Raw genomic sequence first — 25,344 nt, forward strand, 5'->3', positions numbered from 1 at the left:
GAATTATTTAGAGTATATTAGCATTACCCTCATTGTTTGAATGTTTCATCGTATTTTGTGAATTTACTTTATTTTCAGTCATCACTTTTTGCCGGGAGGTCCCTCCCGGCTTTTTATTATCTGTTAACAGGAACGGATAATAACCCGATGTCACGTAATACTTCCGTTACCGCACCTTTCCGCTTTTTCTCAGCCTTACCCTCTGTATCGGAAAAGTTAGCTTGTTGAATCCACTGTTGATAGCGATGCTCACCCAGCGCTTTATCCGCCTGAATCATGAGCGGCACCAGCCGCACACCCATATGATCAAGGCTACGATAGGGCCATTTGCTGTGTTCACTAGAGAAAGGAGCCATAAAATCAAGCGCTTTAATCAGACCACTGCCATCTGGCGTTTGATAATGCCACAGGTCAACTTGAACCTTATCAGCCAGTTGGGCCATCAATATGGCGGCCTGCAAACTGAAATAACTGTAATGAAAAGAACGCGTTCTCGCCAATTCCAGTGGTTGGGAGCCGTCCGCTGCTAATTGAGTATCCAGTTTGGTTTTCAGCAATTCGGCCATCTCAACCACGACTTGGGGTTGCTGCAGATACCAAGCGATACCCGCCACTTGTACCGCATACCAATTACCGTGATTATTCTCTGCTGCAGCCTCTTTTTGACCTGCCGGACTGTGCTGCAACCATTGTAGATATGCCGTCATCCACTGCCGAATCTGCTTTTCATCTTGCGCCGTCCAACTTTTATTCTGCTGCAACATTATCAGTGAATCAACAATACGGGTGGCAAAATAACGCCCATCCAAGACCCCAGTTCCGCGCCCTGAGGCAATTCCCGGCACACCCTGAGCAAAATCAAGATTAGGGTTCATACGAGTATCTGGGTCAATAAACCAGGTTTTAATCAGGCTGATGGCTTTATCAGCATATTTCTGTTCACCGGAAAAATACCAGGCTAATGTCAGTGCCTGCACCTGAGCAGTAAAATCAGCCAAACGAACGCCATCACTATCTTCGTTTTTACTGGCGGGGTTAATCTGCCCGTCTTTACGTATCCAAGGTAAACCATCACTTTTTTGACTATTTGGCCACCAATATGCACTTAGGCTCAGATAATCATGTTTAGAGCCACTGGGCGGTACGCTATTTTTATCCATGACACTGGGATTTGGCCGCCTGAGCGCTTTGTCCGCCTGCTGCAGTAGCTGGCGATAAGCCTGCTGGGTTTCCGACGATATTTTCCCCAGCCCCTTTTCTTTTTCTTGCATGATAACATGTTGATTATGCTGCAATTCTTCGGCAGATAAAAAGGCATATTCCCTAGATTTCGCCTCTGCCGCTGGCATGATAAGCAGTGCAATCAGTGCAACCAGACCAGCGCAAAAACGTTCCAGATGAATGATACGCCCCTCCATAATTCACTTACCTCGTCTTACCCAGTTAAACTATCCGGTTTTATGCATCATGCCTGAAGCAATTTTTGCTTTCTTGAGAAGCGTAAATTTTCCTACTGTTTATTAAACGAACTATTACTATCTATAAGAATAACTCACTGTTTTATCGAAAATTTTAGAAGAAAAATTAAAACGTAAAAAAATGATAAAAACCTTTGCTAAGCATCACTGTTCTCATGTTTACTGATACATCTGTGTTTAGCCATTCCTTTCTTATTGAATAATTATGCTGAAGCAAAATAACCGTAATCTGTGGTTGCTGGTCGGTTCACTATTTACCTTGTACTTCGTCTGGGGTTCCACTTATCTGGTCATTCGTATTGGGGTCGAAAGCTGGCCACCTTTAATGATGGCAGGATTGCGCTACCTGATTGCTGGGATATTACTGTTCAGCTTCCTGGCTATTCGCGGCCATGCCTTGCCCACTTTGCGTCAATGGATGGGGGCCAGTGCAATTGGTATTTTGCTATTGGCTATCGGTAATGGGTTAGTCACTATTGCAGAACATCAGCATGTTCCCTCCGGAATCGCCGCAGTCATGGTCGCCACCGTGCCATTATTCACTTTATGTTTCAGTATGTTATGGGGAATGAGAAACACCAAACTGGAATGGTCAGGTATTGCACTTGGATTAGTAGGGATAATATTACTCAACACTGGCAGTAATTTATTAGGCAACCCACTGGGCGCAATATTGATATTATTGGCCTCTGCCAGTTGGGCATTTGGCTCAGTCTGGAGCTCACGGCTAGCATTGCCAAGTGGTGCGATGTCTGGTGCGGCACAAATGTTGGTTGCAGGTGTCGTTTTGTTGCTTGCCAGTACGCTAAGTGGTGAAGAACTCCACCAGATGCCCTCAATGGGAGGCATTCTTTCATTACTTTACTTGATTGTTTTTGGTTCAATGCTTGCTATCAGCGCTTATATGTTCCTGCTGAAAAATGTACGCCCAGCAGTCGCCACCAGTTATGCCTATGTAAATCCGGTAGTTGCAGTATTGTTAGGTATTGGTTTTGCCGGTGAAAGCCTATCCACTACAGAATGGTGCGCATTAGCCATCATTGTTTCCGCGGTGATATTAGTGACGCTGGGGAAATTTCTGTTTAAATCTCGTTAATCTCTAAGAATGCAACATGGTTGTTTCATTTAGCCAACAGGCTATAATTCACGCTGTTTAGATAAAAAGTGAAAATAATTATGCTGAGAAAAGCACTCATTATCCTGATTGCGGTAATGGCTTTGAGTTCATTAGGTGGCGTTTTCCTGGCAGGGCTGAACATTTATACCCGTTCAACAACTCCACATGAAACTGAAACGACTGAATCCAGTCCATTGTCTGATATTGGCCCTGCCGGATTGTCTAACAATGGTCAGGAATCTCCGTAAGCACCCAGCAACTTCGCCTCTAGTGGCCGACTGTAATAATGGGGAATCATACATAAGATGGAGTTCTACTGCCCTCTTATGTATTTCTCTGTATCGCAAATGGGTATTTTCATATCATCGCAAATCAAGGCTTTATGCCCTTGTTTTAAAGCGTTATGACACCTGATGCAAAAGCCTTCTCCTGCATCTGCTTAATAACGTCATAGTCCGACCACGACAATATGCTAAATCCTCTGATCAATAGATTATCTTTAGCATAAGTTGCCTCAGGGGAGTTTACTGTAGCACTGATGGCCTGACGTATCCGGATAAGTTGCTCTGCAGATGTCGTCAAAGAAGTAATTAGCGGCAATCCAGGTGCTGCATCGGTTTGCGCTATAATTTTTAACCCAGCAACTGCTGATGGATTAGCACGCTGTAATAACGCAAAACTCACACAATCTATTGCTGCAATATCAGCTTGCCGCTGCTGAATCATTGCGATTGAACGATAATGTCCACCCGAGGCGATCCCACGGGAAAAGAAACGCCCATTAGCTGCCAGTGGCGCTATTAAAGCCCGCAATGCATTGTACCCTGACTGAGAATCAGTGCTGTTATAAGCAACAACCCGATGACGAAAATCTGACAGTTGCTCACCGTCTTCATCTTCACGAACCACAACTAAGCTGCGGTAATACACCCCAGAGCAATAAGGTGATTGATAACTAAATGCACCGACCAATTGCACTTGTTGGTGCAGTTGGGTTACAAGGGGAAAACCGCAGGTTTGGCTCAAAAGCAGCGCAGGATCACGCCAATGCAGCAATAAATCTGAGGGCCAGAATAACTGCTCATTTATTTCAGTGATGCCATAGTAGTGCAATTGTTGCGACAACATTTGCCAAAACGGCTGTACATCTTGTTGTGGCCGAACCCCATACATCGGCAGTGAAATCAGCATAGGCACCTACTTAAGAACAACCTTAAAACCGAGGTGTCAGTTCTGTTGTACAACAGGAAGAGACTGTAATTCCCGCCAACGAGATAGACGCCGGTTCCAACGAGTAAAAATCATATCCGTAATAATCGCCAATAACGCGACTACAACCGCGCCCTGAATAACATAAGCAGTATTAAAACCACTCAGCCCGATAATAATCGGCGAGCCTAGGGTTTTCGTCCCTACCGTTGAAGCAATAGCAGCAGTGCCAATATTGATAATAACTGATGTTCGAATACCGGCGACAATAACCGGTGCAGCCAAAGGTAATTCCACACGCCACAAAATCTGTCTGGCGCTCATACCTACCCCTTCGGCTACCTCACGGATATCTCTGGAAACAGACTCAACACCCGTGATAGTCCCTTGTAAAATAGGTAATAAACCATAGAGCACTAGAGCAATAATCGCCGGTTTTTCGCTAAACCCCATCACCGGTACAGCAATAGCAAGCACCGCAACCGGGGGAAATGTCTGCCCCATCGCGACGATAGTTTCTACCACCGAACGAAACTCTCTACCTGCCGGACGAGTCACTGCAATACCAGCACTAACCCCAATAAAAACAGCGATAACACTGGAAATCAATACCAATAAAACATGAGCGACAACAAGTGACCAAAATGTGTCCTGCACATAAATAGGCCTATCGAGATCAGGAAATAGCGATGAGAAAAGACCTCCCAGCGACGTCATACCAAAAACTAAACCAACCAATAAGAGTAAAGCCCAGCAAAGCGGGTCTGTTAACCAATTGACTAACTTTGATTTTTCTCTTCCGGGTAAGTATTTTTTAACTTTATCAGGTTTGATGGTAGCTGGTTTCATACTCACCCCTTATCCGCATCTGCTATCAGATCAGCAAAGTAAAGCACGCCCAGTGGATGCCCTTGTTCATCGGCAACCTGTAACTTATCTGTTTGGCGGGACACAAACAGGGAAAGAGCCTCGCGTAAACTCGTCGTCCCTAGTATTGGTTGCCCTATCGTCGTTTCACCGTACCTGACACGTTGTTCAGCGCGCCCAAGTGACAATAATTTGATACCAAGATCACTGCGGCCAAAGAAATCACGAACAAAGTCATTAGCAGGTTGAGTTAACATTTCAAGCGGCGTCCCTTGTTGGATAACTCTCCCACCATCCATCAACACGATACGGTCAGCTAAACTCAACGCTTCGTCGATATCATGGGTCACCAATACAATAGTTCGGCCAGATAATTGGTGAATTCGCGTGATTTCGAACTGCAAGGCCGAACGAGTCACTGGATCCAATGCTCCAAATGGTTCGTCCATCAGTAATACTTCTGGGTCGGCGGCTAAGGCTCGAGCAACACCTACCCGCTGTTGCTGCCCACCTGACAATTGATGAGGATAACGATGAAGAAATTGATCTGGGTCCAAATGCAACAACTCAAGCAATTCAATAACGCGTTGACGAATACGTTTCTGAGGCCATTTCAGCAATTGAGGGACGGTGCCAATATTGCGCTCTACAGTCCAGTGGGGGAATAGGCCTATTGATTGGATGGCATAACCCATTCGTCGCCGTATATCTTCGGGCTTATAATGACGAATTTCTTCTCCAGCAAAATGGATTTCCCCTTCATCATGTTCAATAAGTCGATTAATCATTTTTAGCGTGGTCGACTTACCGGAACCAGAAGTACCTATCAATACAGTAAATTCCCCTTTAGCAATCTGTAACGTTAGGTTATCTACTGCCAGTTTCCCGGCAAAATATTTACTTACCTGATGGAAATGAATCATCGATGCGAAGTATCCATAAAAATAACGATGAATTTAAACAGCGAATCAACTACTACCGCCATCACTATCACGGGTATTACGCCCAACAACACCAAATCCAATGCACTGCTAAGCAAACCTTGAAATACAATCGCCCCCAGCCCCCCGGCACCAATCAACGCAGCGACCACCGCCAACCCAACTGTTTGTACAGCAATAATACGAATTCCGGATAAAATAAGTGGCATGGCAATCGGTATCTGCACTTGAAAGAACAACTGGCTACGGGTCATTCCCATGCCTTGTGCTGACTCAACCACACTGTCAGGCACAGCCTCTAGTCCGGCAACAATATTACGGACTAACGGCAATAGGGCATAAAGCACCAGTGCAACAATTGCCGGAGCTAGCCCAATACCACTGACCCCATGCTCTGCCAGCCAAGGAATAGCCGCAGCCAATCCTGCCAACGGTGCAATTAGCAGACCAAACAAAGCAATGGATGGAATAGTTTGAATAATGTTCAATGTGGAAAAAATAGTGCCTTGAAAGCGAGGAGAACGAAAGCAAAGCAGACCAAGTGGAATACCCAGAACGATAGCAGGCACCAACGTTGCCACCAGGATTTGAAGGTGTTGCCATAATGCATCGTTAAACACGTCTTGACGATTTACATACTCTTTCATCAATGACAGTTGATCAAGTTGCCCGGTTGCCAACAATATTACGACAGGCAAAACCAGAGAAACATTCGCCAAACTACGCCAGATAGGGTTCACAACTGCCCGAGACAAGCTATCGATAGCAATCAATATGCTCATTCCACTCATCAGCCAAAACCCTCCGCCAAGTGATGTGCGAGCAAGACTTTCTTCCCCTCCAGCAAGTTGTGTGGCTGTTGTACCTGCCAGAAATAGCAGGCCAAACAACAGAACTTCAGCTACCAAAACTGTTGACCAACACAGCACAGCATTCTGTTTGGCGAAAGCAAAGACAGACAACATCAATAGAGGAACTAACAGCCACCAAACAGGCCCTGTTATCAACGATATTAATGAAATACCCTGCCCAGAGATCAATCGATTAGGTGCATGACTGACAAAAGAAAGCCCTGCCCCAGATAAAATCATCAAAATAACCAATGCCAACAGGACTCGGTTTTTTACAGCCATAAAACTCCATCTCCCTGACAGATAATCTTTCTCATAACAATCGATTATCTGTTTATTGGATGGTGCTACAAATAGCTATAGCACCATCCCTGATACACATCACGATCCTTTAACAAAACCTTTTTCTTTCAGATAATTGGCGGCAACTTTCTTCGCATCCTGACCTTCAACGGCAATACGCGCATTCAGTTTTTGTAAAGTTGCACTATCAAGTGTGGCAAATACGGGATCAAGCAAAGCAGGGATATTGGGATGCGCTTTCAGTGTGGCTTCGCGGATTATTGGCGTTGGCGCATAAATAGGTTGTACACCTTTGGTGTCTTCTAATGTTTGCAGTCCTAAAGCTGCCACCGGGCCATCAGTACCATACGCCATGGCCGCATTAACACCCGAGGTTTGTTCAGCCGCCGCTTTAATCGTCACTGCGGTGTCACCACCAGCCAATGACAGCAGCTGATCTTGATTCAATTTGAAACCATATGCTTGTTGGAAAGCAGGAAGAGCATCAGGCCTTTCAATAAACTCAGCAGAGGCTGCTAATTTGAATTTCCCCCCCGCGTTAATCCATTTACCTAAATCATCTAATGTTTTCAAATTATTCGTGTTGGCTAAATCCTGACGAACAGCAATAGTCCAAGTGTTGTTTGCTGGTGCGGGTGAAAGCCACACCAATTTATTTTTTTCATAATCCAGTGCTTTTACTTTTTCATAGCCAGCTTTCGCATCTTTCCAAGCAGGATCTTTTTCATCAGAAAAGAAAAAAGCACCGTTTCCTGTGTATTCAGGATAGATATCAATTTCACCTGCAGTGATAGCCCCACGGACGACTTTGGTGGTGCCCAATTGTGATTTATTGGTCGTTTTAATCCCGTTAGCATCAAGAACCAACACAATAATATTGCCCAGCAATGAGCCTTCAGTATCAATTTTTGAGCCAACACGTACAGTATCAGCGGCCTGTGATATCCCACTTGATACCATCAGCATTGCTGTAGCTAACACAAAAATCCGGCTACGGGTTAGGGTCTTTGCCATGCTTTACCTCTATCTGCTCAAGGGTTAATGAAAATAAACTCGTTAATCCTGTAAAATGCTAATGTCAGCAAGACATACACCCACAGCCATTAACAAATCAGCAACCATATTAGATTTAGTCGAAAATAAACCAAATAACCAATTGATATTAAATATATTATTCAGTCGTGTCGGGTTAACAAACCTATTTATTTTTTAGATAACAATATGATAGCTAACTAATTAAAAGAGTTTCACTGACAAGATTGACTGTTAAGATTACACAAAAGGCTGTATATAACAACAGTAAACAACAGATAAATGGAAACAATGTCTGAGGTTGTACGGATACGCCAGCGCCTTCATTTCGACGCTGACAAGCAATGTTAGACAGACTCGGTGCGCCTCTCTGCGCAGTCAATCACGGCATGCCGTGCTTGCTCGCTTAGGACTTTATTTTCGCTGCCGTAAAAGGGATGAATTTCTATTTCCAAGGCGGTAAAAGCAAATGCTTCAAACCATTGAGTATAGCCGCTCACCACAAATTGCTCGCTGCGTTGCTGATATTGGACTCGATTTTCCAGATAAATCTGTCGTAATCCATACCAAGGCAAAGTTGGTAAATCATGATGAACCAAATGATAATTGAGGTTTAGAAATAGTAGACGCCATGGCCATGCGGCCTCATTCAGTGTTGAGCGTGCGGCACTATTTTCAGCTGCGCGGTGCTCAAAAAACGATCTTATTTTGGTCAAACTGAGAGCCGGATAGCTAATCAGCAAAATATAGAAAATAGCCGAAATACCATAACCAGCCATCCAGTGAAACAATAAAGCCAGTAGCCCAAAATGAATCAACCACATGATGATGGCAGGACGATTGCCGGCAATAAAAGCACGGATGGTACTTCGAATGGTGTCGATGATATCTAGCGCTGGCCCCAAAGTTAATCGGCCTACAAAAGTATTGCTAACCCGCACAATACCTTTGAACAATCGTGGGAAATATTGCCATTGTTCAGCGGTGTAATAATAGCACTCTGGATCTTTTTCCGGGTGAGTTAAGTCTTCATCCTTATGGTGTTGAATATGTGAATCACGATAAAGACCATAGGGATACCATACTGCCAGCGGCAAAGTCCCTAATAGTTGATTTACCCGTCGCCAGCGGGTTGGATGGCCGTGAATTAACTCATGTTGTAGCGACATATACCATGCGCTCAGCAATATTAGCAGTACACTACCAATCACAGTACCTAATTGCTGCCAATAGATGACACTGGTAAACCAGCCGGTATAGATAACACCAATCAATGACCAGGTAGGCAACTCAAGCCGCCATATCCAAGACCGGGACAATTGTTTTATCCGCGCTCGTTGCTGCTCACTAAGATAATAAGCACCCCCTGTTTCACGGTAATTAAAGTTAGTATCAGCAGCAGGCATATTTAGGGCTCATACATGGCATCATTCCGGCCAGTATCAGGTTAATAATACCCCCTGCTAACTAACTTAAAATACTATGTAAATCTGAGAATGAGATAATCACTCTTTGTATTGATGAGATAAGAAGTGAAAACCGATGAGCTATTACCGGACACATCAATCTTTGACTACATTAATCCAGCACAATTCTTCTGCTGAAAGAGCAATCGCATCCAGTACTCTGGATACTTTCCAGCCCTCATCGAAATCTGGCCACATGCGATCTCCGGCAGCGATCCCATTAATCAAATCTCGGATCTCTACGGTTTTTTGATCATTAAACCCAATACCATGCCCGGCACTAACACAAAATGCTGCATAGTCTGGATGCTGTGGCCCCGTAAGTAATGTCTTAAAACCTTGTCTAGACTGTGGATCATCATGCCGATAGAGCTGTAATTCCGCCATTCGCTCCTGAGAATAGCTAATCGCACCTTTGGTACCTGTGACGACATACGTCAGGCCCATTTTGCGACCACAGGCAATACGTGAAGTTTCTATTGTCCCCATTGCTCCACTGGCAAAACGCACGAGCGCACTCGCCTGATCCTCATTTTCTACCGCACACAGTAATGAAGGATTTTTGGGATCAGGTCGCTGTTTAATGACTGTCTGCATATCCCCGCATACATTAGTTATATCACCGACCAAGTAATGAGCCATATTGACAATATGTGCGGCTAAATCCCCCAATGCCCCTAACCCTGCCAGTGCCTTAGTACAGTGCCAATCCAGCGGTGTTTGTGGGTCGGCCAGATAATCTTCATTATGAGTACCGTAAAAATGCACAACATCACCAATTTCACCGTTAGCAATAATCTCCCGCGCTAACTGACTGGTAGGGTTCTTCATATAGTTGAATCCTACCAGCGTTTTAACACCTTTTGCGCGTGCAGCCTCGGCCATTTCTTTGGCATCTGCGGCGCTAAGAGCCAACGGCTTTTCAGAATAAACATGCTTGCCATGGCTTATAGCGGCGAGAGCCATTTCTTTATGCAAGAAATTAGGTGCACAAATATCTACGACATCAATAGCAGGGTCAGCAACCAGTTCTTGCCAATGAGCAGTCGCCCGGGAAAAACCAAATTCTGCGGCGCGTTGCTGGGCCAATTCAGGTGTGACTTCTGCTAGCATTTCTAAAACCGGTAACCCCTTCAAAGGAAAAACAGTCGCGACCTGCGCATAAGCAATGGCATGACAACGGCCAATATAACCAGTACCAATAAGGCCAATTCGAACCTTTTTCATTCTATTCCCCATGCATCGTTAAGATTTATGCCTCACTAGGAGGTTAATTTGTTAACGGTTATACGAAATTAAAATTTCACATTCAATGCAAAAATGGAATGAAAAACATTTTTTGCGATGTAGTGCAATTAATTTTCTAAGCCAATGAAAACTTGCATTAACAAGTATTAAATCTCGTCATTCAGCTCACAAAATGAAACTACAGTAGTAATAAATGAATTATTAATTCTCTTTATGAAATTAAATGAATTATTATTTCAATAAGTTGCGAAGCGCTGCGCATCCCTGATAACACAAGGTTTCAATTCTGCAATTTCGTTATATAGTGAGCACCGCGATGAAGCATTTGGCTAAGTGGCTTCTTTATAATTACGGCAGGTAATTTGCTATGAACTCATCTTTTCTGGTAACACCACAATGGCTGGCAGAACATATTGATGATGCCAACATCGTTATCCTGGATGCCAGAATGTCACCTCCAGGACTAACACCTAAAAGAGATATTCAGGCCGAGTTTGAGCAGAGGCATATTCCCGGGGCTGTTTATTTTAATATTGATGCAATAGCTGATAACAGTACTGATTTGCCACATATGTTGCCATCGCCACAAGTATTCGGTGAGATGGTTGGCCAATTAGGGGTTAATGAGCAACATACCTTAGTCATTTATGATGATGGTAACCTGTTTTCCGCACCTCGGGTTTGGTGGACATTCCGTCTATTTGGCGCACAAAAAGTACGCATACTGGCTGGGGGACTTAGTGGCTGGCAGCAGGCGGGTTTCGCATTAGAAAGTGGCCCGGCCAAACCAACACCTCAAACCTTTAATGCAACTTTCAATAGTGCTGCAGTCAAAAATAGTAATGAGGTTTTAGCCGCTATCGAAAGCAATGAAATACAAATTTTAGATGCTCGCCCAGCGGGCAGATTTAAAGCACAGGAACCAGAACCTCGTCCCGGATTACGCCTTGGTCGTATCCCTGGCAGTATTAATGTGCCTTGGGGGAGTATGGTCGAAAATGGGAATTTGAAATCACCTCAAGAACTGGCAAATATTTTTGCCGCTCAAGGTGTGGATTTGACCAAACCTATTATTACCAGCTGTGGATCAGGTGTTACAGCTGCGGTGGTAGCGCTGGGATTAACAGCAGTAAATGCGTCCTCAGTATCACTGTATGATGGTTCTTGGGCTGAATGGGGCGCAGCATCCAATTCACTACCCATTGATGATACTCAACTGCCATAACTTAACTTAAATAGCGACCAGGTTACGGACACCATCAAGCTCCATATCGATGCCGTTCCCTCGTTGGATAATTTTGCCGCGGGACATAACTAAATAACTGTCTGCCAATTCCGCGGCAAAATCATAAAATTGCTCGACTAATAAAATGGCCATATCCCCTTGTGCTGCTAGTTTCTTGATAACTAGTCCGATTTCCTTAATAACTGAGGGCTGAATTCCTTCCGTTGGTTCATCAAGAATTAACAAACGAGGTTGGCAAGCCAGTGCCCGCCCAATTGCCAATTGTTGCTGTTGTCCGCCCGATAAATCTCCCCCGCGGCGATGTTTCATCTCCTCCAGAATTGGGAAAAGTTGATAAATATGCTTTGGGGCAGACCTGCTTTGTGAACCAGGGAAACGCGAAAGCCCTAATAGAATGTTTTCTTCTACTGTTAATCGGGGGAATATTTCCCGGCCTTGTGGCACATAGGCAATCCCCTCTTTTACTCGCTGATGTGGTGATTGGTGACCAATGTCTTTACCTTCCCAGGTAATACTGCCGTGTTTAGCTGGCACTAACCCCATCAGGCACTTGAGTAGCGTCGTTTTACCCACACCATTACGGCCTAATAAGCAGGTAACCTCCCCTATAGCGGCCTCGAATGACAATCCGCGCAAGATATGGCTGCCACCATAATATTGATCAAGTTCATTCACTTGCAGCATGTATTCCCCTCAAATATCCAAATAGACATCAGTCACAAGCCGTCAGACCAAAATACAAACTTCAGCTCCCTTGATTAAGGAGTTGAAATACATCACCGCAGCACTCAGCGCCCTAAATACACTTCAATCACTTGCTCATTAGCCTGCACCTCGGCTAATGACCCCTCGGCTAGCACTTGTCCCTGATGTAATACAGTGACATGGTCAGCAATAGTCTCTACAAACCCCATATCATGCTCTACCACCATCAGTGAATGCTTCCCTGCCAATTGATTAAACAGCTCCGCTGTATAAGCTGTTTCCGCATCTGTCATTCCGGCAGCAGGTTCATCCAACAGCAGTAAGTGCGGGTCTTGTACTAATAACATGCCGATTTCAAGAAACTGTTTCTGACCATGTGATAACAAGCCCGCCGGTCGCTGGCGCATATCATTCAGACGCAACAGTATCAGCGTCTCATCAATTTGATCCCGCTGCTCATCATTCAACTTGGCACGCAAACTTGCCCAAACAGTTTTGGTACTTTTTTGTGCTAACTCAAGGTTTTCAAACACACTTAAAGCTTCAAATACTGTCGGTTTTTGAAACTTCCGCCCAATCCCAGCTTGGGCTATCTCGACTGTATTCATCGTTGAGAGGTCATGATGTTGGTCATACATCATCTTGCCACTTTGTGGGCGAGTTTTACCGGTAATAACATCCATCAAAGTCGTTTTACCCGCGCCATTCGGCCCAATAATACAACGCAGCTCACCGACACCAATTTGCAGCGAAAGATTTCGCAATGCATGAAAACCATCGAAACTGACATTAATACCTTCCAGAGTCAGTACTGGGTCCCGCTGATGACGATATTTATCCGCTGCATGCTGAACCAGACCAGGCTCTTGAGGCATTATTTCGGGATAAATCAGTTGCTCCGTAATTTGAAATCGGCTCATTTGTCTTTCTCCCGTTTCAGCAAGCCAATAACACCTTTCGGCAAGAACAAGGTCACTAAAATAAATATTAAGCCGAGGAAGAATTGCCAATATTCCGGCATCGCCATGGTAAACCAACTTTTTGCGCCATTGACAATTCCTGCCCCGAGCACTGGGCCAATCAACGTGCCGCGCCCGCCAAGTGCTACCCAAATTGCAGCTTCAATAGAGTTGGTCGGCGACATTTCACTGGGATTGATGATGCCGACCTGCGGTACATATAACGCACCGGCCAGTGCACATAGTACGGCGGACAGTGTCCAGATAAACAATTTGAAACCCTTGGGGTCATAACCGCAGAATGTCAGGCGGTTTTCCGCATCACGTACCGCCGTCAATACTCGGCCAAATTTAGTTCGCGCGACGGTAAAACCCAACACCAAACTGGCGATTAACAGTGCAAGTGTTGCCAGAAATAAGGCAATTCGCGTAGAGGTTGCTGATACCGAAAAACCCAACATGGTCGTGAAGCCGGTGAACCCATTATTGCCGCCAAAGCCGGTTTCATTACGAAAGAACAGTAGCATTCCGGCGTAGGTTAATGCCTGAGTCATGATGGAAAAATAAACGCCTTTTATTTTGGAGCGAAAAGCAAAGTAGCCAAAAATAAAAGCCAATGAGCCGGGGACCAACACAATCAAACACAATGCCCAAACAAAATATTGGCTGCCCCCCCAAAACCACGGCAACTCAGACCATGAGAGAAATGACATGAATGCGGGTAAGCCATCACCAGCAGCTTGCCGCATCAGGTACATCCCCATGGCATAACCGCCCAGTGCAAAAAACAAACCATGGCCGAGAGACAGCAACCCGGCATACCCCCACACCAGATCCAGTGCAATTGCCACCACCGCATAGCACAGAATCTTACCCATCAAGGTCAAGGTATACGTCGAGATAGCCAGTGGATTATCCGCAGGCAATAAGGCCAAAAAAGGAAGAATAATCAATGAAATAGTTGCTATGCCTGCTAATGACAGGCTCAGGATTGGTGCTTTCTGCGCCAAAGTAATTGCCAACGGTTGATTCATTAGTCACTCACCCTGCCCTTGAGGGCAAACAAACCTTGCGGTCTTTTTTGAATAAACAAAATGATCAGCACTAAAATCAATATCTTGCCTAGCACTGCGCCAATCTGCGGTTCCAGAATTTTATTCAACATACCCAGCCCCAAAGCAGCAACCACACTGCCCGCTAGTTGGCCGACACCACCGAGTACCACCACCAAGAAAGAGTCGATGATGTAGCCCTGCCCTAATTCCGGGCCGACATTCCCCAGTTGTGATAGCGCAACCCCTCCTAGCCCGGCGATACCAGAACCCAGCCCAAAAGCCAGCATGTCGACCTTTCCTGTCGCCACCCCACAACAAGCAGCCATCGCGCGGTTTTGTGTCACAGCACGAACCTGCAATCCGAGGCGAGTTTTATTCAGTAACAACCATGTGAGCAGCAGAACAATCACGACGAAGGCAATAACAGCAATGCGATTCCAGGGTAAAACCAGATTGGGTAAAATCTGTATCCCGCCAGATAACCAGTTAGGATTGGCAACTTCCAAATTCTGCGCACCAAAAATCATCCGCACCCCTTGGATAAGCATCAAACTGATCCCCCAGGTTGCCAATAGTGTTTCCAGTGGTCGCCCATACAGATGCCGAATCACTGTTCGCTCTAAAGTCATCCCAATTCCAGCAGTGATAAAGAATGCCACGGGCAATGCGGCCACTGGATAGAAGGCCAGCCAGTGTGGGGCAAATTGTTGAAATAAGGATTGCACCAAATAAGCGGAGTAGGCACCTAGCATCAGCATTTCACCATGGGCCATATTGATAACACCCAATAACCCATAGGTGATAGCTAATCCCAGCGCAGCCAACAATAAGATAGACCCCAGAGACAGCCCACTAAATACTTGCCCGATGATATCCCCCACCATCAATCGATTTTGTACCTGTTTTAAACTATTGGCCGCCGCAGCACGGACTCCAGCATCGGGTTCCACTTTGGCATCGGTTAAACTTTGTAACCGTGATTGAGTCTGTGGTGAACCCGATTGCCCCAATAGTTGTACCGCGTGCAAACGTATCTGCGGATTACTGTCGGTAAGCTGTAAATTTGCCAGAGCAACACTCAAAGCCTCTTTGACTGTGCTGCTGGTTTCTAATTTCAAGCGCTGAGTAAGAAGCGGTAATTGTTCACTTTGTGCTTGCTGTTGTAATTCTTGCGCTGCTTGTAAGCGCACAGATTCATCGTCACTGACTAACCGTTGAGCCGCCAATGCATTTGCAATCAGAATACGTAAGCGATTATTGAGCCAAACTTTCTTCGGGGCGCCCGTCGGCTGTAACTGCCCCTCTAGCGGGGTGAAAACCTGATTATTCTGGACGAAAACCTGCCCTGCACTGTCTATCACCAACGTTTCTTGTTTCAACGCTTGCAATAATGGTAACCGGCTAGCATCTGGTGCTGTTGCCCATTGCTGCAACAGAATGGCTTGTTGTGAACGATTAGCCGCGGCAAAATCGTGAACTGGCCCTGCTGTCGCCAATGTTGATACGCCCAATAACAGGCCCATCATCACTCTAAGCAAATAATTGGCCGCTCTACTCCAACTAGGAATTAACGATTTCATAGGCCCACTCTTCACTGATATGTGGCAAAAAGAGCCGGAGACAGCCAAACATGACTGACTCCGGGGAGTCAGCACTACTGAGTACTTTTCACGGGATGATCTGGTTTTTTGTCATTTCCGGCGATAAAGGGGCTCCACGGCTGCGCGCGGATAGGAGCATCGGTCTGCCACACCACATTGAACTGCCCATCAGCCTCAATTTCGCCAATCATCACTGGCTTATGTAAATGGTGATTGGTTTCATCCATGGTTAAGGTAAAGCCTGACGGTGCCGGATATGTTTGCCCAGCCATTGCAGCCCGCACTTTATCCACATCTGTTGATTTGGCCTTTTCTACCGCCTGAGCCCACATATGCATGCCAACCCAAGTTGCTTCCATTGGGTCATTAGTGACGGCAGTATCAGCATTCGGCAACTTGCGTGCTTTGGCATAAGCTTTCCATTGTTCAACAAACTTCTTGTTAGTTGGGTTATCCACCGACTGGAAATAGTTCCATGCGGCGAGATTACCTACCAATGGTTTGGTATCAATTCCGCGAAGCTCTTCCTCCCCCACTGAGAAAGCAATGACGGGGACATCCGTCGCTTTAATGCCCTGATTGGCTAACTCTTTGTAGAAAGGAACATTCGAGTCACCATTGATGGTGGAAATTACCGCCGTTTTCCCATCAGCAGAAAACTTCTTAATATTGCTCACGATAGTTTGATAATCGCTATAGCCGAACGGGGTATAAACCTCCTCAATATCTTTATCTTGAATACCTTTACTGTGTAGGAAAGCGCGTAAAATCTTGTTAGTCGTGCGCGGGTAAACATAGTCAGTACCCAGTAGGATAAAACGCTTCGCACCACCACCATCTTCACTCAGCAAATATTCCACAGCAGGAATAGCTTGCTGATTTGGCGCTGCACCGGTATAGAAAACGTTCGGTGACATCTCCTCCCCTTCGTACTGTACTGGATAGAACAATAAACCATTGAGCTCTTCAAATACCGGCAAAACTGATTTGCGCGATACCGAAGTCCAGGCACCAAAAACAACAGCGACTTTATCTTGTGTTAATAATTGCCGTGCTTTTTCGGCAAATAACGGCCAGTTAGATGCCGGATCCACAATAACCGGCTCAAGTTGCTTACCTAATACACCGCCGTGAGCATTGATATCATCAATACTCATTAACGCCATATCTTTCAGGGGGGTTTCAGAAATAGCCATCGTGCCGGACAACGAGTGCAAAATACCCACTTTAATGGTATCAGCGGCCAATGCGCCAAAAGCCATCCCCATGCCAATAACCGAAGCTGAAAGTGCAAAAACCTTAATTAAGTTACGATGCTGCATAGCGTTAACCTCTGGTCGTTGAGTAAAATACACAAGAATGAATTACTCAGCGCAATCGCCATGCCAATTTTATATCTTAATAATTTAATTGAAGATTATATATATCAGAGGCAAATCATCTGATATACAACCTAATTATCTGCACCATTAACGCGCAACTGACGAACACATATAGTGCAATAAGAATAGAGAGGGAGGTGTGAGATAAGGTGATGGAAAAGATAAAATGTTTTTATTTAAAGTTAAGCAAAATTATCTGGTTATTAACGAAAAACAGGAATAGCAGATGGCCATTCCTGTTTTTTACTTGTCATCAATATTAGATTTTCTGTCGAAATAATGACTTTTACTTTTTAGGGCCACGTATACGTAATGTCAAACCCTTCAAGAAATAGCGTAATACTTGATCACCACAAGGGCGGAAATTTTTGCTTCCTTCCTTACGGAACAAAGCATTTAACTCAGGTTTGGACACTGGGAATTCAACCGCGTTGAAAACATCGTGCATATCAGTGTCTTTCAATTCAAACGCAACACGCAGTTTTTTTAGCACGATATTGTTCGTAATGACGGGCTCTACCGCAGGTGCCGGGAACTTGTCATCTTTACCACGCCTAAAGAAAATCAGGCCATTCAGGAAATGCGCCATCACCAGATCAGGACAATCCTGATAACCGGCTTCATCTTCTTTTTTAAGAAAATTAACGACATCCGCATTGTTCACTTCAAAATCAGCCAGCTTAATGATTTCTGTTATCTTGGTATCGTTTACGTTAAGCATATAGCGAACACTGCGGAGCACATCGTTGTTGATCATATTACTGCCCTATTCCAATTATTTAGATTAGACGCATGCGAATATCGCAAGAAAACAAAAAACTTCTTTAACGTCTAGCGGGCCGTATTGTATAGATCAACGCCGATTTTCTCAATGTAAATCTGTTTAATGATAAAATTACGTAACACACATAAATATAGAATTATCGTGAGTATTATCATTTATTAGATACTATTAATTTATAGATAACATGAGAATTAAGGAAAGGGATAAATAAAACCTTACCTTAATCCACAAACTCATATATTAAGACTTCACTTTAATATTATTACCAGGTTGGTAAATTGCAATTTCCTCACCAATAATATATTTCCTACGCAGAGTAGCCGAGATTTTGTCCATGACCATAACAATAACAACCATTATTAAAGTAATAAACATGACTACATCCCAATTCCATAGTCGCATATTTTCGGCATAGACTAAACCTATCCCTCCGGCTCCCACAAAACCTAATACTGCAGCCGAACGGGTATTGGATTCTATTTGGTAAAGACTTAAAGCTAAAAAGGTTGGGAAAGATTGAGTAAAAATACCAAAACGTTGTTTTTGTAGAGCATTAGCGCCCATTGCCGTCAAACCACGATTGGGAGATTTATCGACGGCCTCATGCCCTTCGGCATAGAGTTTTCCCAGCAATCCCATATCTTGCATAATAATGGCTAATACCCCGGCAAGTGGCCCCATGCCGACTGCCCGCACAAAAATCAGCCCCCAGATTGCCATATCAATGCCACGAAAAATATCCAGAAAACGACGTATTCCAAATGAAATGATACGTAAACCGGGTGTCGACATCACATTGCGAGCAGCCAAAAATGACAAAGGTAAAGCAATCAATGTAGCGGTCAATGTCCCGGCAAAAACAATGGCTAAGGTAATAAAAATCTGGCCAAAGTAATATTTAAATGGCCAATTAATAAAATCATGCCAAACAAACATCCGCAGAAAATAACGGCTTATTTGCTGACTGCCATTTACAAAGGTCTGCCAAGAAATACCGAAAATTTTAAAGAAAAAAAGGTAATACAAGAAAATACCTACAGTAATTATGACTACCCATTGAATATATCGTTTTTGCTGTAAGAAAATCTGCGGATTTTGCTGCTTCAGTGTTAATAGTTGCCCGGGGGTAAGATGATTAGTCAGCATTATGAAACTCCTTCCACGACTCGCTTGCGTAATTTACCGGAGGTATAATCCAATGCCGACACTACAATAATGATCAGCAATAACGTCATACTGACTTGATCATAACGATCCAGTTTTATTGAGGTCATCAGCTCCTGACCAATTCCCCCCGCCCCCACCAGTCCCAAAATAGTTGATTGCCGAAAATTAATTTCCAAGCGCATAAAGCTATAGGAAAGAAATATGGGTTTTACTTGTGGCCAAAGTGCAAAACGCATTCGTTGTAATTTACCCGCTCCACAAGCAGCAAGGCCACGAACAGGTTTATCCGATGCGGTTTCCAATGACTCATAAAATAACTTCGTTAAGCTACCAATAGTATGTAATGCCAAGGCTAAAAATCCGGGAATAGCACCGATACCAAAAGCCATGACAAACATCACCGCCCATGCCAATTCCGGCATAGTGCGTAAAAAGGCAACAAACGTGCGAATAGAGAAACGCAGCCAGGGAGGGCTTTGCGTATTATTTGCCGCCAAAAAGGCAAGGATAATAGCCACTATGACTGACAAAATAGTTGAAGCCACCGCCAGTTGCAGAGTTTCCCAAATCAGCGGTAACTGAATTGGCAGACGATATCCCCAATAGGCTAAGGAGCCTTCTGTATGACCATCGGCAAATAATTTGTGCCAATGGAGTACGGGTATAGTTTCAGCCAGATAATCAAAAAAATGCGGAATAGAAATAAAAACAGTATGTAAATTGAACTCAGCAATATTTCCCGCGCCAAGATAGATAATTGCCAGCATCAATGACCAAATCAGCGTTTCACGCTTCTGCTTAGCCCGAATCTGCTGATAGTAATGGTTAAAGTCTGTATTCAAAATTAGCTACCACCTAAAAACAATAGCTCCGACAAGTCAGAGCTATATTTTTCTTGCTGGAATATCTACAGAACCGACTTAACGGCCGCCTTTGGTTAATTCACGCTTCATATCAATAATATTTTGATACTCACTGAGTGATGTTTCACCAATATGCTGCTTGCCGCCCATCGCTTTAATGAAGCAACTGTGATCTTCTTTATCCAGTTTTTTTACCGCAGCAACTAATTGTGCTTTAAATTCAGCTGGCAATGCACTGCGAACCAGAATTGGACCATTAGGGATCAGTGGTGACTCCCAGATAATACGAATCTTTTTCATTAAATCAGGATGGTCCATACGGATCATTCGGGTAAATGCTCCGCTGGTATAACCGGTATTGTAATCACCAATCATTGAAGCCCAGGTTACCGCGCCGTCAAATTGGCCATTAATAACACCCAGAATATCTTGCTCATGGCCACCAGAGAATGTCACGCTAGAAAAGAAATCGTTATATTTGTTATCTGAGTCCCCACCCAATTTCTCTTTAAAGATTTGATTAGGGATCAAGAAACCAGAGGTTGAGTCTGGATCAGCAAAGCCAAATGCTTTGCCCTTCAAGTCTTCAATTTTCTGATAAGGACTATCTGCTTTTACAACAACAACAGAATGATAGCCACGTGACTTATCAGTATCATCAATCGCTATGCCGACAATATCAACAGCTTTAGGATCTTTGATATAAACAGAAGCAAAAGATGAAGGAGACATGCTTAATACCAAGTCAATTTTCCCACCTAATAAACCTTGAATAACACCTGAGTAGTCAGAAGCATTATGCAAATTTGTTTTAACATTTAATTCTTTATCTAAGAAATCTTTGACACACATATTATCGCCAATTTGTTGTGTCGCATTCTGCCCGCCAAGAATACCCAGATTAATTTCTTTTGGTGCGTCCGCTGCAGTGGCACTAAATACCATCATGCTTGCCACTAATGAGGTAAGACAAAGTACTTTTTTCATTAAAATAACCTATTCTGGTAAAGGGATAAGTGGGAATTAATGCAAAAGCTCAGTTGATTCATCGCTATATATTTCTTGAATAATGGTGTCATTCAGTAAAGAGGGATGCCCGTCAAAAATAATTCGTCCATGAGCAATACCAATGACTCTTGTACAATAATCTTTCACTAAATCGACAGAGTGTAAGTTAACGATTACTGCGATATCGTTCTCACTTATTTTCTGTAATGTATTCATAATACGAGTCGTGTTCTTTGGGTCCAAAGAAGCAACGGGTTCATCAGCCAATAATATTTTGGGGTTTTGCATCATGGCACGGCAAATAGCAACACGCTGCATTTGCCCCCCCGAAAGGTTTTCTGCACGCTGCAAGGCATGAGGCAGCATATTAAGCCATTGCAATAACTCGATTGCCCTGGCGCGATCTTGGTCTGCAAATATTTTGAAGAAGGATTTTAACGTGGAGGTATAACTAAGGCGGCCTAATAAAACATTCGTAATAACATCAAGTCGTGGAACCAAACAGAAATCTTGAAAAATCATGCCACATTTGGCTCGCCATTTGCGCATCTGCTTTGTGGTCAGAGCAGCAATATTCTGTGTCTCGCCATTGTCATGATAATTAATTATTTCACCAGCACTGCTGGGAATCGTGCCATTTAAAACATGTAATAGTGTAGATTTACCGGCACCAGAACGACCAATTATTGCTACAAACTCACCCGCATGAAGCTCAAAATTAATATCGTCCAAGACACGCTGCTGTGACTTGTATGCCTTCACTAAACCTTTAACGGCAAGTACCTTCTTACGTGATTCTGGCACCGCAGCCGGATAATCAGCTACAGTGAATTTGCGTAATGCTTGGCCCATGTCATGTCTCTCAGATTGCCTGTAGTCATGAGCCATTAACGAATATTTCTATTGCATATTGATGATAGTTTTATGAGAGAAAGGTGACAAAAAGTAGCCACCTTTCTTATATTTTTGATGAGTGAGTATTTTCTTGATTAATGTTTACTTGATCGACAAGTGATCCTTTGAAATCACTGTGATAAACATCTAGGTGGCTTCTAACTCCTCAACTTTCGGTAGACAAATAGCACAACTAACGAGCCGATAACCGCCACCACAAAGCTGCCAAGGTTAAACCCATCAACCCTGCCCATGCCAAAGAAAGTACTGATATAGCCACCAACCAGCGCGCCTACAACGCCGAGGATTATAGTCATAATAAAACCACCGCCATCCTCTCCCGGCATAATCCATTTAGCCAAAATACCGGCGATAAGACCAAAAATAATCCAAGATAGTATGCCCATAAGTACCCCCATAAAATTAATTTTCACTGACAGCAGATTGGACTATCTCACTCATTACCCATTTAACATTACAGCCCAAACCACTATCGTCATTGTTAAGTTAAGACCCGAATAACAAAATCTGCAAATCAGATCCACAATGTTCAGTTAATATTAAATAACTGGCTCACGTGGTGTGAAAATATGATTAACGCCTTGTTGTCGCAGTTTTTTCAGTAAATCATGCCCGCCATTCGGCACACTATGGGCAGACTCTCTTTCACTGGCAAAAACGGGGCTGGCCCAATATATATTGACCGGATCACCCTGCTGGGAAGGTAATATTAAGCGATCAGCTTTAGCATAAAGCTCCGATGATAAGATATAACCTTCATACCCTTGAGGAGCGACTTCTGATTCCAAGGTATGCCCTTCACCCAACCAGGTTATTTTGCTCCAAGGTACATGAGCAAATCCAGCTAACGCACTGGCCATATGGATAGCGTTATCCTCATTAACATATTGACTATCAATCGCTATTGCCATTTCTAAACGCCGGTATTTAGCCGCATCATCATTAAATAATATTTCAACCCATGGCTGGGGCCGGATACTCACTCCTAGCGTCAGAAAATAATATATTCCATCTTTTTCGTGTTGTGAAATAGCCATAGGGGGCCATTTACCTTGATCGATGGCATAATATTTAATCGATGGACCAAAGTGTTGTTCATAACACTGAATATATTCTGCCTGTAATGCAGGCCATGGATTCCCATCCTCCTGCTGCCAGGTCCGCCAAAATTGGCGTATATTCTGCGCTCGGGTATATTGGGTATTCGTAGAGGCCGACCCCAAAGGGAGAGTTAGTGGGTTGTCTTTAATGCAACTGGCGGAATAACAAACGGAGTGATCAATATATAAACTCCAACCAGGAATAATCGCCAGTAATTGGCCCTGGTACCATAATGCCGCGCCATCATCACTTTCTGACCAGATAATTGAAATAAATTGCGCATCAAGTTCAGCCTCACCCGCCACATTGCGACAAAACTCTGCTGCCAAGCGCGGCGCTAATCCTTGTTCAAGGGCTGTATTATCTGTAGATATGGGAGCCGCAACCAAATTTCTCACCCAGCAGGCGCGAACAGGGAAACGCTCTTCAAACGCCTCTTGCGGATAAATATAGAAATACACTACTCGCTGATCTTGTTGCACCACAGCAACTAATGTCTGGTTTTCATTACTGACTTCAGCCAGTACCTCAGATTCTTTCATATCGCCTCAACTGTATCGGCAAAGGATTTCAGGCTAAACATGCTGTACTGCCTGCCGTAAAATAAGTCTATTAGCGCAATACACATAATCTTATGCTAATAACTCTGACCAGAATAATGTAACAAGGTGACCATAAAAACAGACTAATAGTGTAAAACGACTTACCCCTTAAAATCATCAGCAAAAGTCTCAAAAAGCCGTGGCCGCGCCGTGAGTGCCTGGACTTCTATTTTTATAATCGATTCAATATGTTCCTGTAGATACGGTCTTTAATGAGGCAATGTGGTCTGAATATTAATAATCAATAGTTGATAGTCTGTCGCCAGCTTTCACGCTAAAATAAAAATATTATTTCTCGCAGAATTGAAGGCTCATATGGCATATATACCGAAGAATTACGCGCGACTGGAAAGTGGATATAGAGAAAAAGCGCTGAAGATTTATCCATGGGTTTGTGGTAAATGTTCACGAGAATTCGTTTATTCCAACTTACGGGAACTCACGGTTCACCATATTGACCATGACCATAGTAATAACCCAGAAGATGGCAGCAATTGGGAGATGTTATGCCTCTTTTGTCATGACCATGAGCATTCCAAATATACTGAAGCAGACCTCTATGGTTCGACGGTGATTGCCGGTGATGATGCACAAAATGACCAAGGTGTTGCCACCCACAATCCATTCGCTAACTTAAAGTCTTTGATGAAAAAATAAGCCTATCTGGCCGTGATGCATAGAGCGGCCAATATTTTGCAACTACTGACCGCATAATTGCTAGAAACCGAGTAACTGCCGGTATGAACGACTTTCTTGTTGTTCTGCCAATAATCCTAACCGGTCAGCTAAATCTCGGCATTCTACCTTTAGATTATCAAGAGCTGTCGCATCATCAGTCATAATGGCTATTTCTGCAAAATTGCCAAGCCCCACCAAACTATCAACCGTAACGTGAAACTTTCCAACAAAATAGATGCTACGCTGTTTTTCCAGTATAAATGCCGGTTGATACCCTAACGTTGATAACATACTTTGCACTTTGCCAATATCTTCAATATTAGTCGCTTCACAACGTTCCGAACCCGGTCCTTTAACTATCCATAAACGAATACCTGATGGATTCATTTCTCGCAAAACCATACTGATTCTTTTAGCTGCCAAATCGCCGCTATTTGCTTCTAGATAGATATCTTTTTCATGATTATCGACAGTGAATGCTGCCGCTTTATAGATGACTAACTGTTTATGCAATTGAGTAATGTTCGATACATGAAACTTCAACTCAACCTCATATTTACCAACAAAATGCTCACTCATAAAATGCCTTATTAATCAGCGAAGTTCTTGGATGCAATCCTATACCCCATTGTACCATGATCAAAATCCTTATCGATCGAGCAAAATAAATCAGTCACTACTCCCTTAAAAAGGTCTCGATTAATCATTAGTATCAGTAATGTTTAAAGCTGAAAAATACAGCGGCAGAGTGTTATTTAAACAGTAA

Annotated in this window: 25 protein-coding genes; 4 read left to right on the plus strand and 21 right to left on the minus strand. The window is 43.7% G+C overall.

The genetic code is table 11. From position 1 onward, the window contains the following. Window positions 1-116 precede the first annotated feature (116 nt). The gene (locus F0T03_RS14645) at window positions 117-1,418 is read right to left on the minus strand and encodes an alginate lyase family protein (protein WP_159679171.1); all 1,302 of its coding nucleotides are present in this window, start codon (window positions 1,416-1,418) and stop codon (window positions 117-119) included. Window positions 1,419-1,683: 265 nt separating this feature from the next. Here F0T03_RS14645 and yedA point away from each other — a divergent pair, with 265 nt between their 5' ends. Further along, window positions 1,684-2,574, plus strand: coding sequence for a drug/metabolite exporter YedA (yedA, locus tag F0T03_RS14650; protein WP_159679173.1), 891 nt, complete (start codon window positions 1,684-1,686; stop codon window positions 2,572-2,574). 80 nt (window positions 2,575-2,654) lie between these two features. Further along, window positions 2,655-2,843: a hypothetical protein gene (locus tag F0T03_RS14655; protein ID WP_025377722.1), complete on the plus strand. Its 189-nt coding sequence runs from the start codon at window positions 2,655-2,657 to the stop codon at window positions 2,841-2,843. Window positions 2,844-2,988: 145 nt separating this feature from the next. Here F0T03_RS14655 and F0T03_RS14660 read toward each other — a convergent pair whose 3' ends face one another. The 7 genes from F0T03_RS14660 to F0T03_RS14690 form a co-directional block, all read right to left on the minus strand. Next, on the minus strand, window positions 2,989-3,768 hold the full coding sequence (locus F0T03_RS14660) for a phosphate/phosphite/phosphonate ABC transporter substrate-binding protein (protein ID WP_162527039.1): 780 nt from the start codon (window positions 3,766-3,768) through the stop codon (window positions 2,989-2,991). Between the two features lie 54 nt (window positions 3,769-3,822). Further along, window positions 3,823-4,653 carry an ABC transporter permease gene (locus tag F0T03_RS14665; protein ID WP_162526957.1) on the minus strand — a complete coding sequence of 277 codons (831 nt, stop codon included), beginning with the start codon at window positions 4,651-4,653 and terminating at the stop codon, window positions 3,823-3,825. Window positions 4,654-4,655: 2 nt separating this feature from the next. Next, window positions 4,656-5,594: an ABC transporter ATP-binding protein gene (locus tag F0T03_RS14670; RefSeq protein ID WP_159679177.1), complete on the minus strand. Its 939-nt coding sequence runs from the start codon at window positions 5,592-5,594 to the stop codon at window positions 4,656-4,658. Beyond that, window positions 5,591-6,745 (minus strand): ABC transporter permease, encoded by a 1,155-nt coding sequence (locus F0T03_RS14675; RefSeq protein WP_159679180.1) that lies wholly within the window; start codon window positions 6,743-6,745, stop codon window positions 5,591-5,593. Before F0T03_RS14675 ends, F0T03_RS14670 begins: the two co-directional genes overlap by 4 nt. Before the next feature lie 99 nt (window positions 6,746-6,844). Continuing rightward, complete coding sequence (osmF, locus tag F0T03_RS14680) at window positions 6,845-7,780, minus strand: glycine betaine ABC transporter substrate-binding protein OsmF (RefSeq protein ID WP_145554975.1); 936 nt, start codon at window positions 7,778-7,780, stop codon at window positions 6,845-6,847. 365 nt (window positions 7,781-8,145) lie between these two features. Further along, window positions 8,146-9,204, minus strand: a complete 1,059-nt coding sequence (locus F0T03_RS14685) for a fatty acid desaturase (RefSeq protein ID WP_159679183.1) — start codon at window positions 9,202-9,204, stop codon at window positions 8,146-8,148. 156 nt (window positions 9,205-9,360) lie between these two features. Continuing rightward, window positions 9,361-10,491, minus strand: a complete 1,131-nt coding sequence (locus F0T03_RS14690) for a Gfo/Idh/MocA family protein (RefSeq protein ID WP_145554977.1) — start codon at window positions 10,489-10,491, stop codon at window positions 9,361-9,363. A gap of 388 nt (window positions 10,492-10,879) precedes the next feature. On the opposite strand from F0T03_RS14690, the gene sseA reads away from it, so the two are divergent. Next, window positions 10,880-11,737, plus strand: coding sequence for a 3-mercaptopyruvate sulfurtransferase (sseA, locus tag F0T03_RS14695; protein WP_159679185.1), 858 nt, complete (start codon window positions 10,880-10,882; stop codon window positions 11,735-11,737). A gap of 6 nt (window positions 11,738-11,743) precedes the next feature. Here the strand turns inward: sseA and urtE are convergent, their stop codons facing one another. From urtE to F0T03_RS14755, 12 genes are all read right to left on the minus strand, one after another. Continuing rightward, the gene (gene urtE / locus F0T03_RS14700; RefSeq protein WP_159679188.1) at window positions 11,744-12,442 is read right to left on the minus strand and encodes an urea ABC transporter ATP-binding subunit UrtE; all 699 of its coding nucleotides are present in this window, start codon (window positions 12,440-12,442) and stop codon (window positions 11,744-11,746) included. 104 nt (window positions 12,443-12,546) lie between these two features. After that, on the minus strand, window positions 12,547-13,383 hold the full coding sequence (gene urtD / locus F0T03_RS14705; RefSeq protein WP_159679190.1) for an urea ABC transporter ATP-binding protein UrtD: 837 nt from the start codon (window positions 13,381-13,383) through the stop codon (window positions 12,547-12,549). Further along, window positions 13,380-14,456: an urea ABC transporter permease subunit UrtC gene (gene urtC, locus F0T03_RS14710; RefSeq protein WP_145554981.1), complete on the minus strand. Its 1,077-nt coding sequence runs from the start codon at window positions 14,454-14,456 to the stop codon at window positions 13,380-13,382. Before urtC ends, urtD begins: the two co-directional genes overlap by 4 nt. After that, complete coding sequence (gene urtB / locus F0T03_RS14715) at window positions 14,456-16,057, minus strand: urea ABC transporter permease subunit UrtB (protein WP_159679193.1); 1,602 nt, start codon at window positions 16,055-16,057, stop codon at window positions 14,456-14,458. The genes urtC and urtB overlap by 1 nt, the downstream gene beginning before the upstream one ends. Before the next feature lie 74 nt (window positions 16,058-16,131). Next, window positions 16,132-17,400 carry an urea ABC transporter substrate-binding protein gene (gene urtA, locus F0T03_RS14720; protein WP_145554983.1) on the minus strand — a complete coding sequence of 423 codons (1,269 nt, stop codon included), beginning with the start codon at window positions 17,398-17,400 and terminating at the stop codon, window positions 16,132-16,134. 346 nt (window positions 17,401-17,746) lie between these two features. Continuing rightward, window positions 17,747-18,217 (minus strand): YehS family protein, encoded by a 471-nt coding sequence (locus F0T03_RS14725; RefSeq protein ID WP_025377712.1) that lies wholly within the window; start codon window positions 18,215-18,217, stop codon window positions 17,747-17,749. Between the two features lie 267 nt (window positions 18,218-18,484). Continuing rightward, window positions 18,485-19,390 carry a phosphonate ABC transporter, permease protein PhnE gene (phnE, locus tag F0T03_RS14730; protein ID WP_159679195.1) on the minus strand — a complete coding sequence of 302 codons (906 nt, stop codon included), beginning with the start codon at window positions 19,388-19,390 and terminating at the stop codon, window positions 18,485-18,487. After that, the gene (gene phnE / locus F0T03_RS14735) at window positions 19,390-20,253 is read right to left on the minus strand and encodes a phosphonate ABC transporter, permease protein PhnE (RefSeq protein ID WP_162526958.1); all 864 of its coding nucleotides are present in this window, start codon (window positions 20,251-20,253) and stop codon (window positions 19,390-19,392) included. The genes phnE (F0T03_RS14730) and phnE (F0T03_RS14735) overlap by 1 nt, the downstream gene beginning before the upstream one ends. Window positions 20,254-20,331: 78 nt before the next feature. Beyond that, window positions 20,332-21,261, minus strand: a complete 930-nt coding sequence (gene phnD / locus F0T03_RS14740) for a phosphonate ABC transporter substrate-binding protein (protein ID WP_145556597.1) — start codon at window positions 21,259-21,261, stop codon at window positions 20,332-20,334. Window positions 21,262-21,297: 36 nt separating this feature from the next. Then, window positions 21,298-22,134 (minus strand): phosphonate ABC transporter ATP-binding protein, encoded by an 837-nt coding sequence (phnC, locus tag F0T03_RS14745; protein WP_159679198.1) that lies wholly within the window; start codon window positions 22,132-22,134, stop codon window positions 21,298-21,300. A 200-nt stretch (window positions 22,135-22,334) separates the two neighbouring features. Beyond that, window positions 22,335-22,583, minus strand: a complete 249-nt coding sequence (locus tag F0T03_RS14750) for a GlsB/YeaQ/YmgE family stress response membrane protein (protein WP_005274394.1) — start codon at window positions 22,581-22,583, stop codon at window positions 22,335-22,337. A gap of 153 nt (window positions 22,584-22,736) precedes the next feature. Beyond that, window positions 22,737-23,840: a suppressor of fused domain protein gene (locus F0T03_RS14755; RefSeq protein ID WP_159679201.1), complete on the minus strand. Its 1,104-nt coding sequence runs from the start codon at window positions 23,838-23,840 to the stop codon at window positions 22,737-22,739. Between the two features lie 375 nt (window positions 23,841-24,215). On the opposite strand from F0T03_RS14755, the gene yajD reads away from it, so the two are divergent. Next, a complete protein-coding gene (yajD, locus tag F0T03_RS14760; RefSeq protein ID WP_025377708.1) occupies window positions 24,216-24,557 on the plus strand; it encodes an HNH nuclease YajD in 342 nt (113 codons plus the stop codon). A gap of 60 nt (window positions 24,558-24,617) precedes the next feature. Here the strand turns inward: yajD and F0T03_RS14765 are convergent, their stop codons facing one another. Beyond that, window positions 24,618-25,157, minus strand: coding sequence for a class IV adenylate cyclase (locus tag F0T03_RS14765; protein WP_159679204.1), 540 nt, complete (start codon window positions 25,155-25,157; stop codon window positions 24,618-24,620). Window positions 25,158-25,344 lie beyond the last annotated feature (187 nt).

Source organism: Yersinia canariae (assembly GCF_009831415.1).
In the GTDB taxonomy this organism is placed as follows: Bacteria; Pseudomonadota; Gammaproteobacteria; order Enterobacterales; family Enterobacteriaceae; genus Yersinia; species Yersinia canariae.

Coding starts and splice junctions, on each gene's coding strand:
- F0T03_RS14645 (WP_159679171.1), bottom strand. CDS start 1,418: ATGGAGGGGCGTATCATTCATCTGGAACGTTTTTGCGCTGGTCTGGTT.
- yedA (WP_159679173.1), top strand. CDS start 1,684: ATGCTGAAGCAAAATAACCGTAATCTGTGGTTGCTGGTCGGTTCACTA.
- F0T03_RS14655 (WP_025377722.1), top strand. CDS start 2,655: ATGCTGAGAAAAGCACTCATTATCCTGATTGCGGTAATGGCTTTGAGT.
- F0T03_RS14660 (WP_162527039.1), bottom strand. CDS start 3,768: ATGTATGGGGTTCGGCCACAACAAGATGTACAGCCGTTTTGGCAAATG.
- F0T03_RS14665 (WP_162526957.1), bottom strand. CDS start 4,653: ATGAAACCAGCTACCATCAAACCTGATAAAGTTAAAAAATACTTACCC.
- F0T03_RS14670 (WP_159679177.1), bottom strand. CDS start 5,594: ATGATTCATTTCCATCAGGTAAGTAAATATTTTGCCGGGAAACTGGCA.
- F0T03_RS14675 (WP_159679180.1), bottom strand. CDS start 6,745: ATGGCTGTAAAAAACCGAGTCCTGTTGGCATTGGTTATTTTGATGATT.
- osmF (WP_145554975.1), bottom strand. CDS start 7,780: ATGGCAAAGACCCTAACCCGTAGCCGGATTTTTGTGTTAGCTACAGCA.
- F0T03_RS14685 (WP_159679183.1), bottom strand. CDS start 9,204: ATGCCTGCTGCTGATACTAACTTTAATTACCGTGAAACAGGGGGTGCT.
- F0T03_RS14690 (WP_145554977.1), bottom strand. CDS start 10,491: ATGAAAAAGGTTCGAATTGGCCTTATTGGTACTGGTTATATTGGCCGT.
- sseA (WP_159679185.1), top strand. CDS start 10,880: ATGAACTCATCTTTTCTGGTAACACCACAATGGCTGGCAGAACATATT.
- urtE (WP_159679188.1), bottom strand. CDS start 12,442: ATGCTGCAAGTGAATGAACTTGATCAATATTATGGTGGCAGCCATATC.
- urtD (WP_159679190.1), bottom strand. CDS start 13,383: ATGAGCCGATTTCAAATTACGGAGCAACTGATTTATCCCGAAATAATG.
- urtC (WP_145554981.1), bottom strand. CDS start 14,456: ATGAATCAACCGTTGGCAATTACTTTGGCGCAGAAAGCACCAATCCTG.
- urtB (WP_159679193.1), bottom strand. CDS start 16,057: ATGAAATCGTTAATTCCTAGTTGGAGTAGAGCGGCCAATTATTTGCTT.
- urtA (WP_145554983.1), bottom strand. CDS start 17,400: ATGCAGCATCGTAACTTAATTAAGGTTTTTGCACTTTCAGCTTCGGTT.
- F0T03_RS14725 (WP_025377712.1), bottom strand. CDS start 18,217: ATGATCAACAACGATGTGCTCCGCAGTGTTCGCTATATGCTTAACGTA.
- phnE (WP_159679195.1), bottom strand. CDS start 19,390: ATGCTGACTAATCATCTTACCCCCGGGCAACTATTAACACTGAAGCAG.
- phnD (WP_145556597.1), bottom strand. CDS start 21,261: ATGAAAAAAGTACTTTGTCTTACCTCATTAGTGGCAAGCATGATGGTA.
- phnC (WP_159679198.1), bottom strand. CDS start 22,134: ATGGGCCAAGCATTACGCAAATTCACTGTAGCTGATTATCCGGCTGCG.
- F0T03_RS14750 (WP_005274394.1), bottom strand. CDS start 22,583: ATGGGCATACTATCTTGGATTATTTTTGGTCTTATCGCCGGTATTTTG.
- F0T03_RS14755 (WP_159679201.1), bottom strand. CDS start 23,840: ATGAAAGAATCTGAGGTACTGGCTGAAGTCAGTAATGAAAACCAGACA.
- yajD (WP_025377708.1), top strand. CDS start 24,216: ATGGCATATATACCGAAGAATTACGCGCGACTGGAAAGTGGATATAGA.
- F0T03_RS14765 (WP_159679204.1), bottom strand. CDS start 25,157: ATGAGTGAGCATTTTGTTGGTAAATATGAGGTTGAGTTGAAGTTTCAT.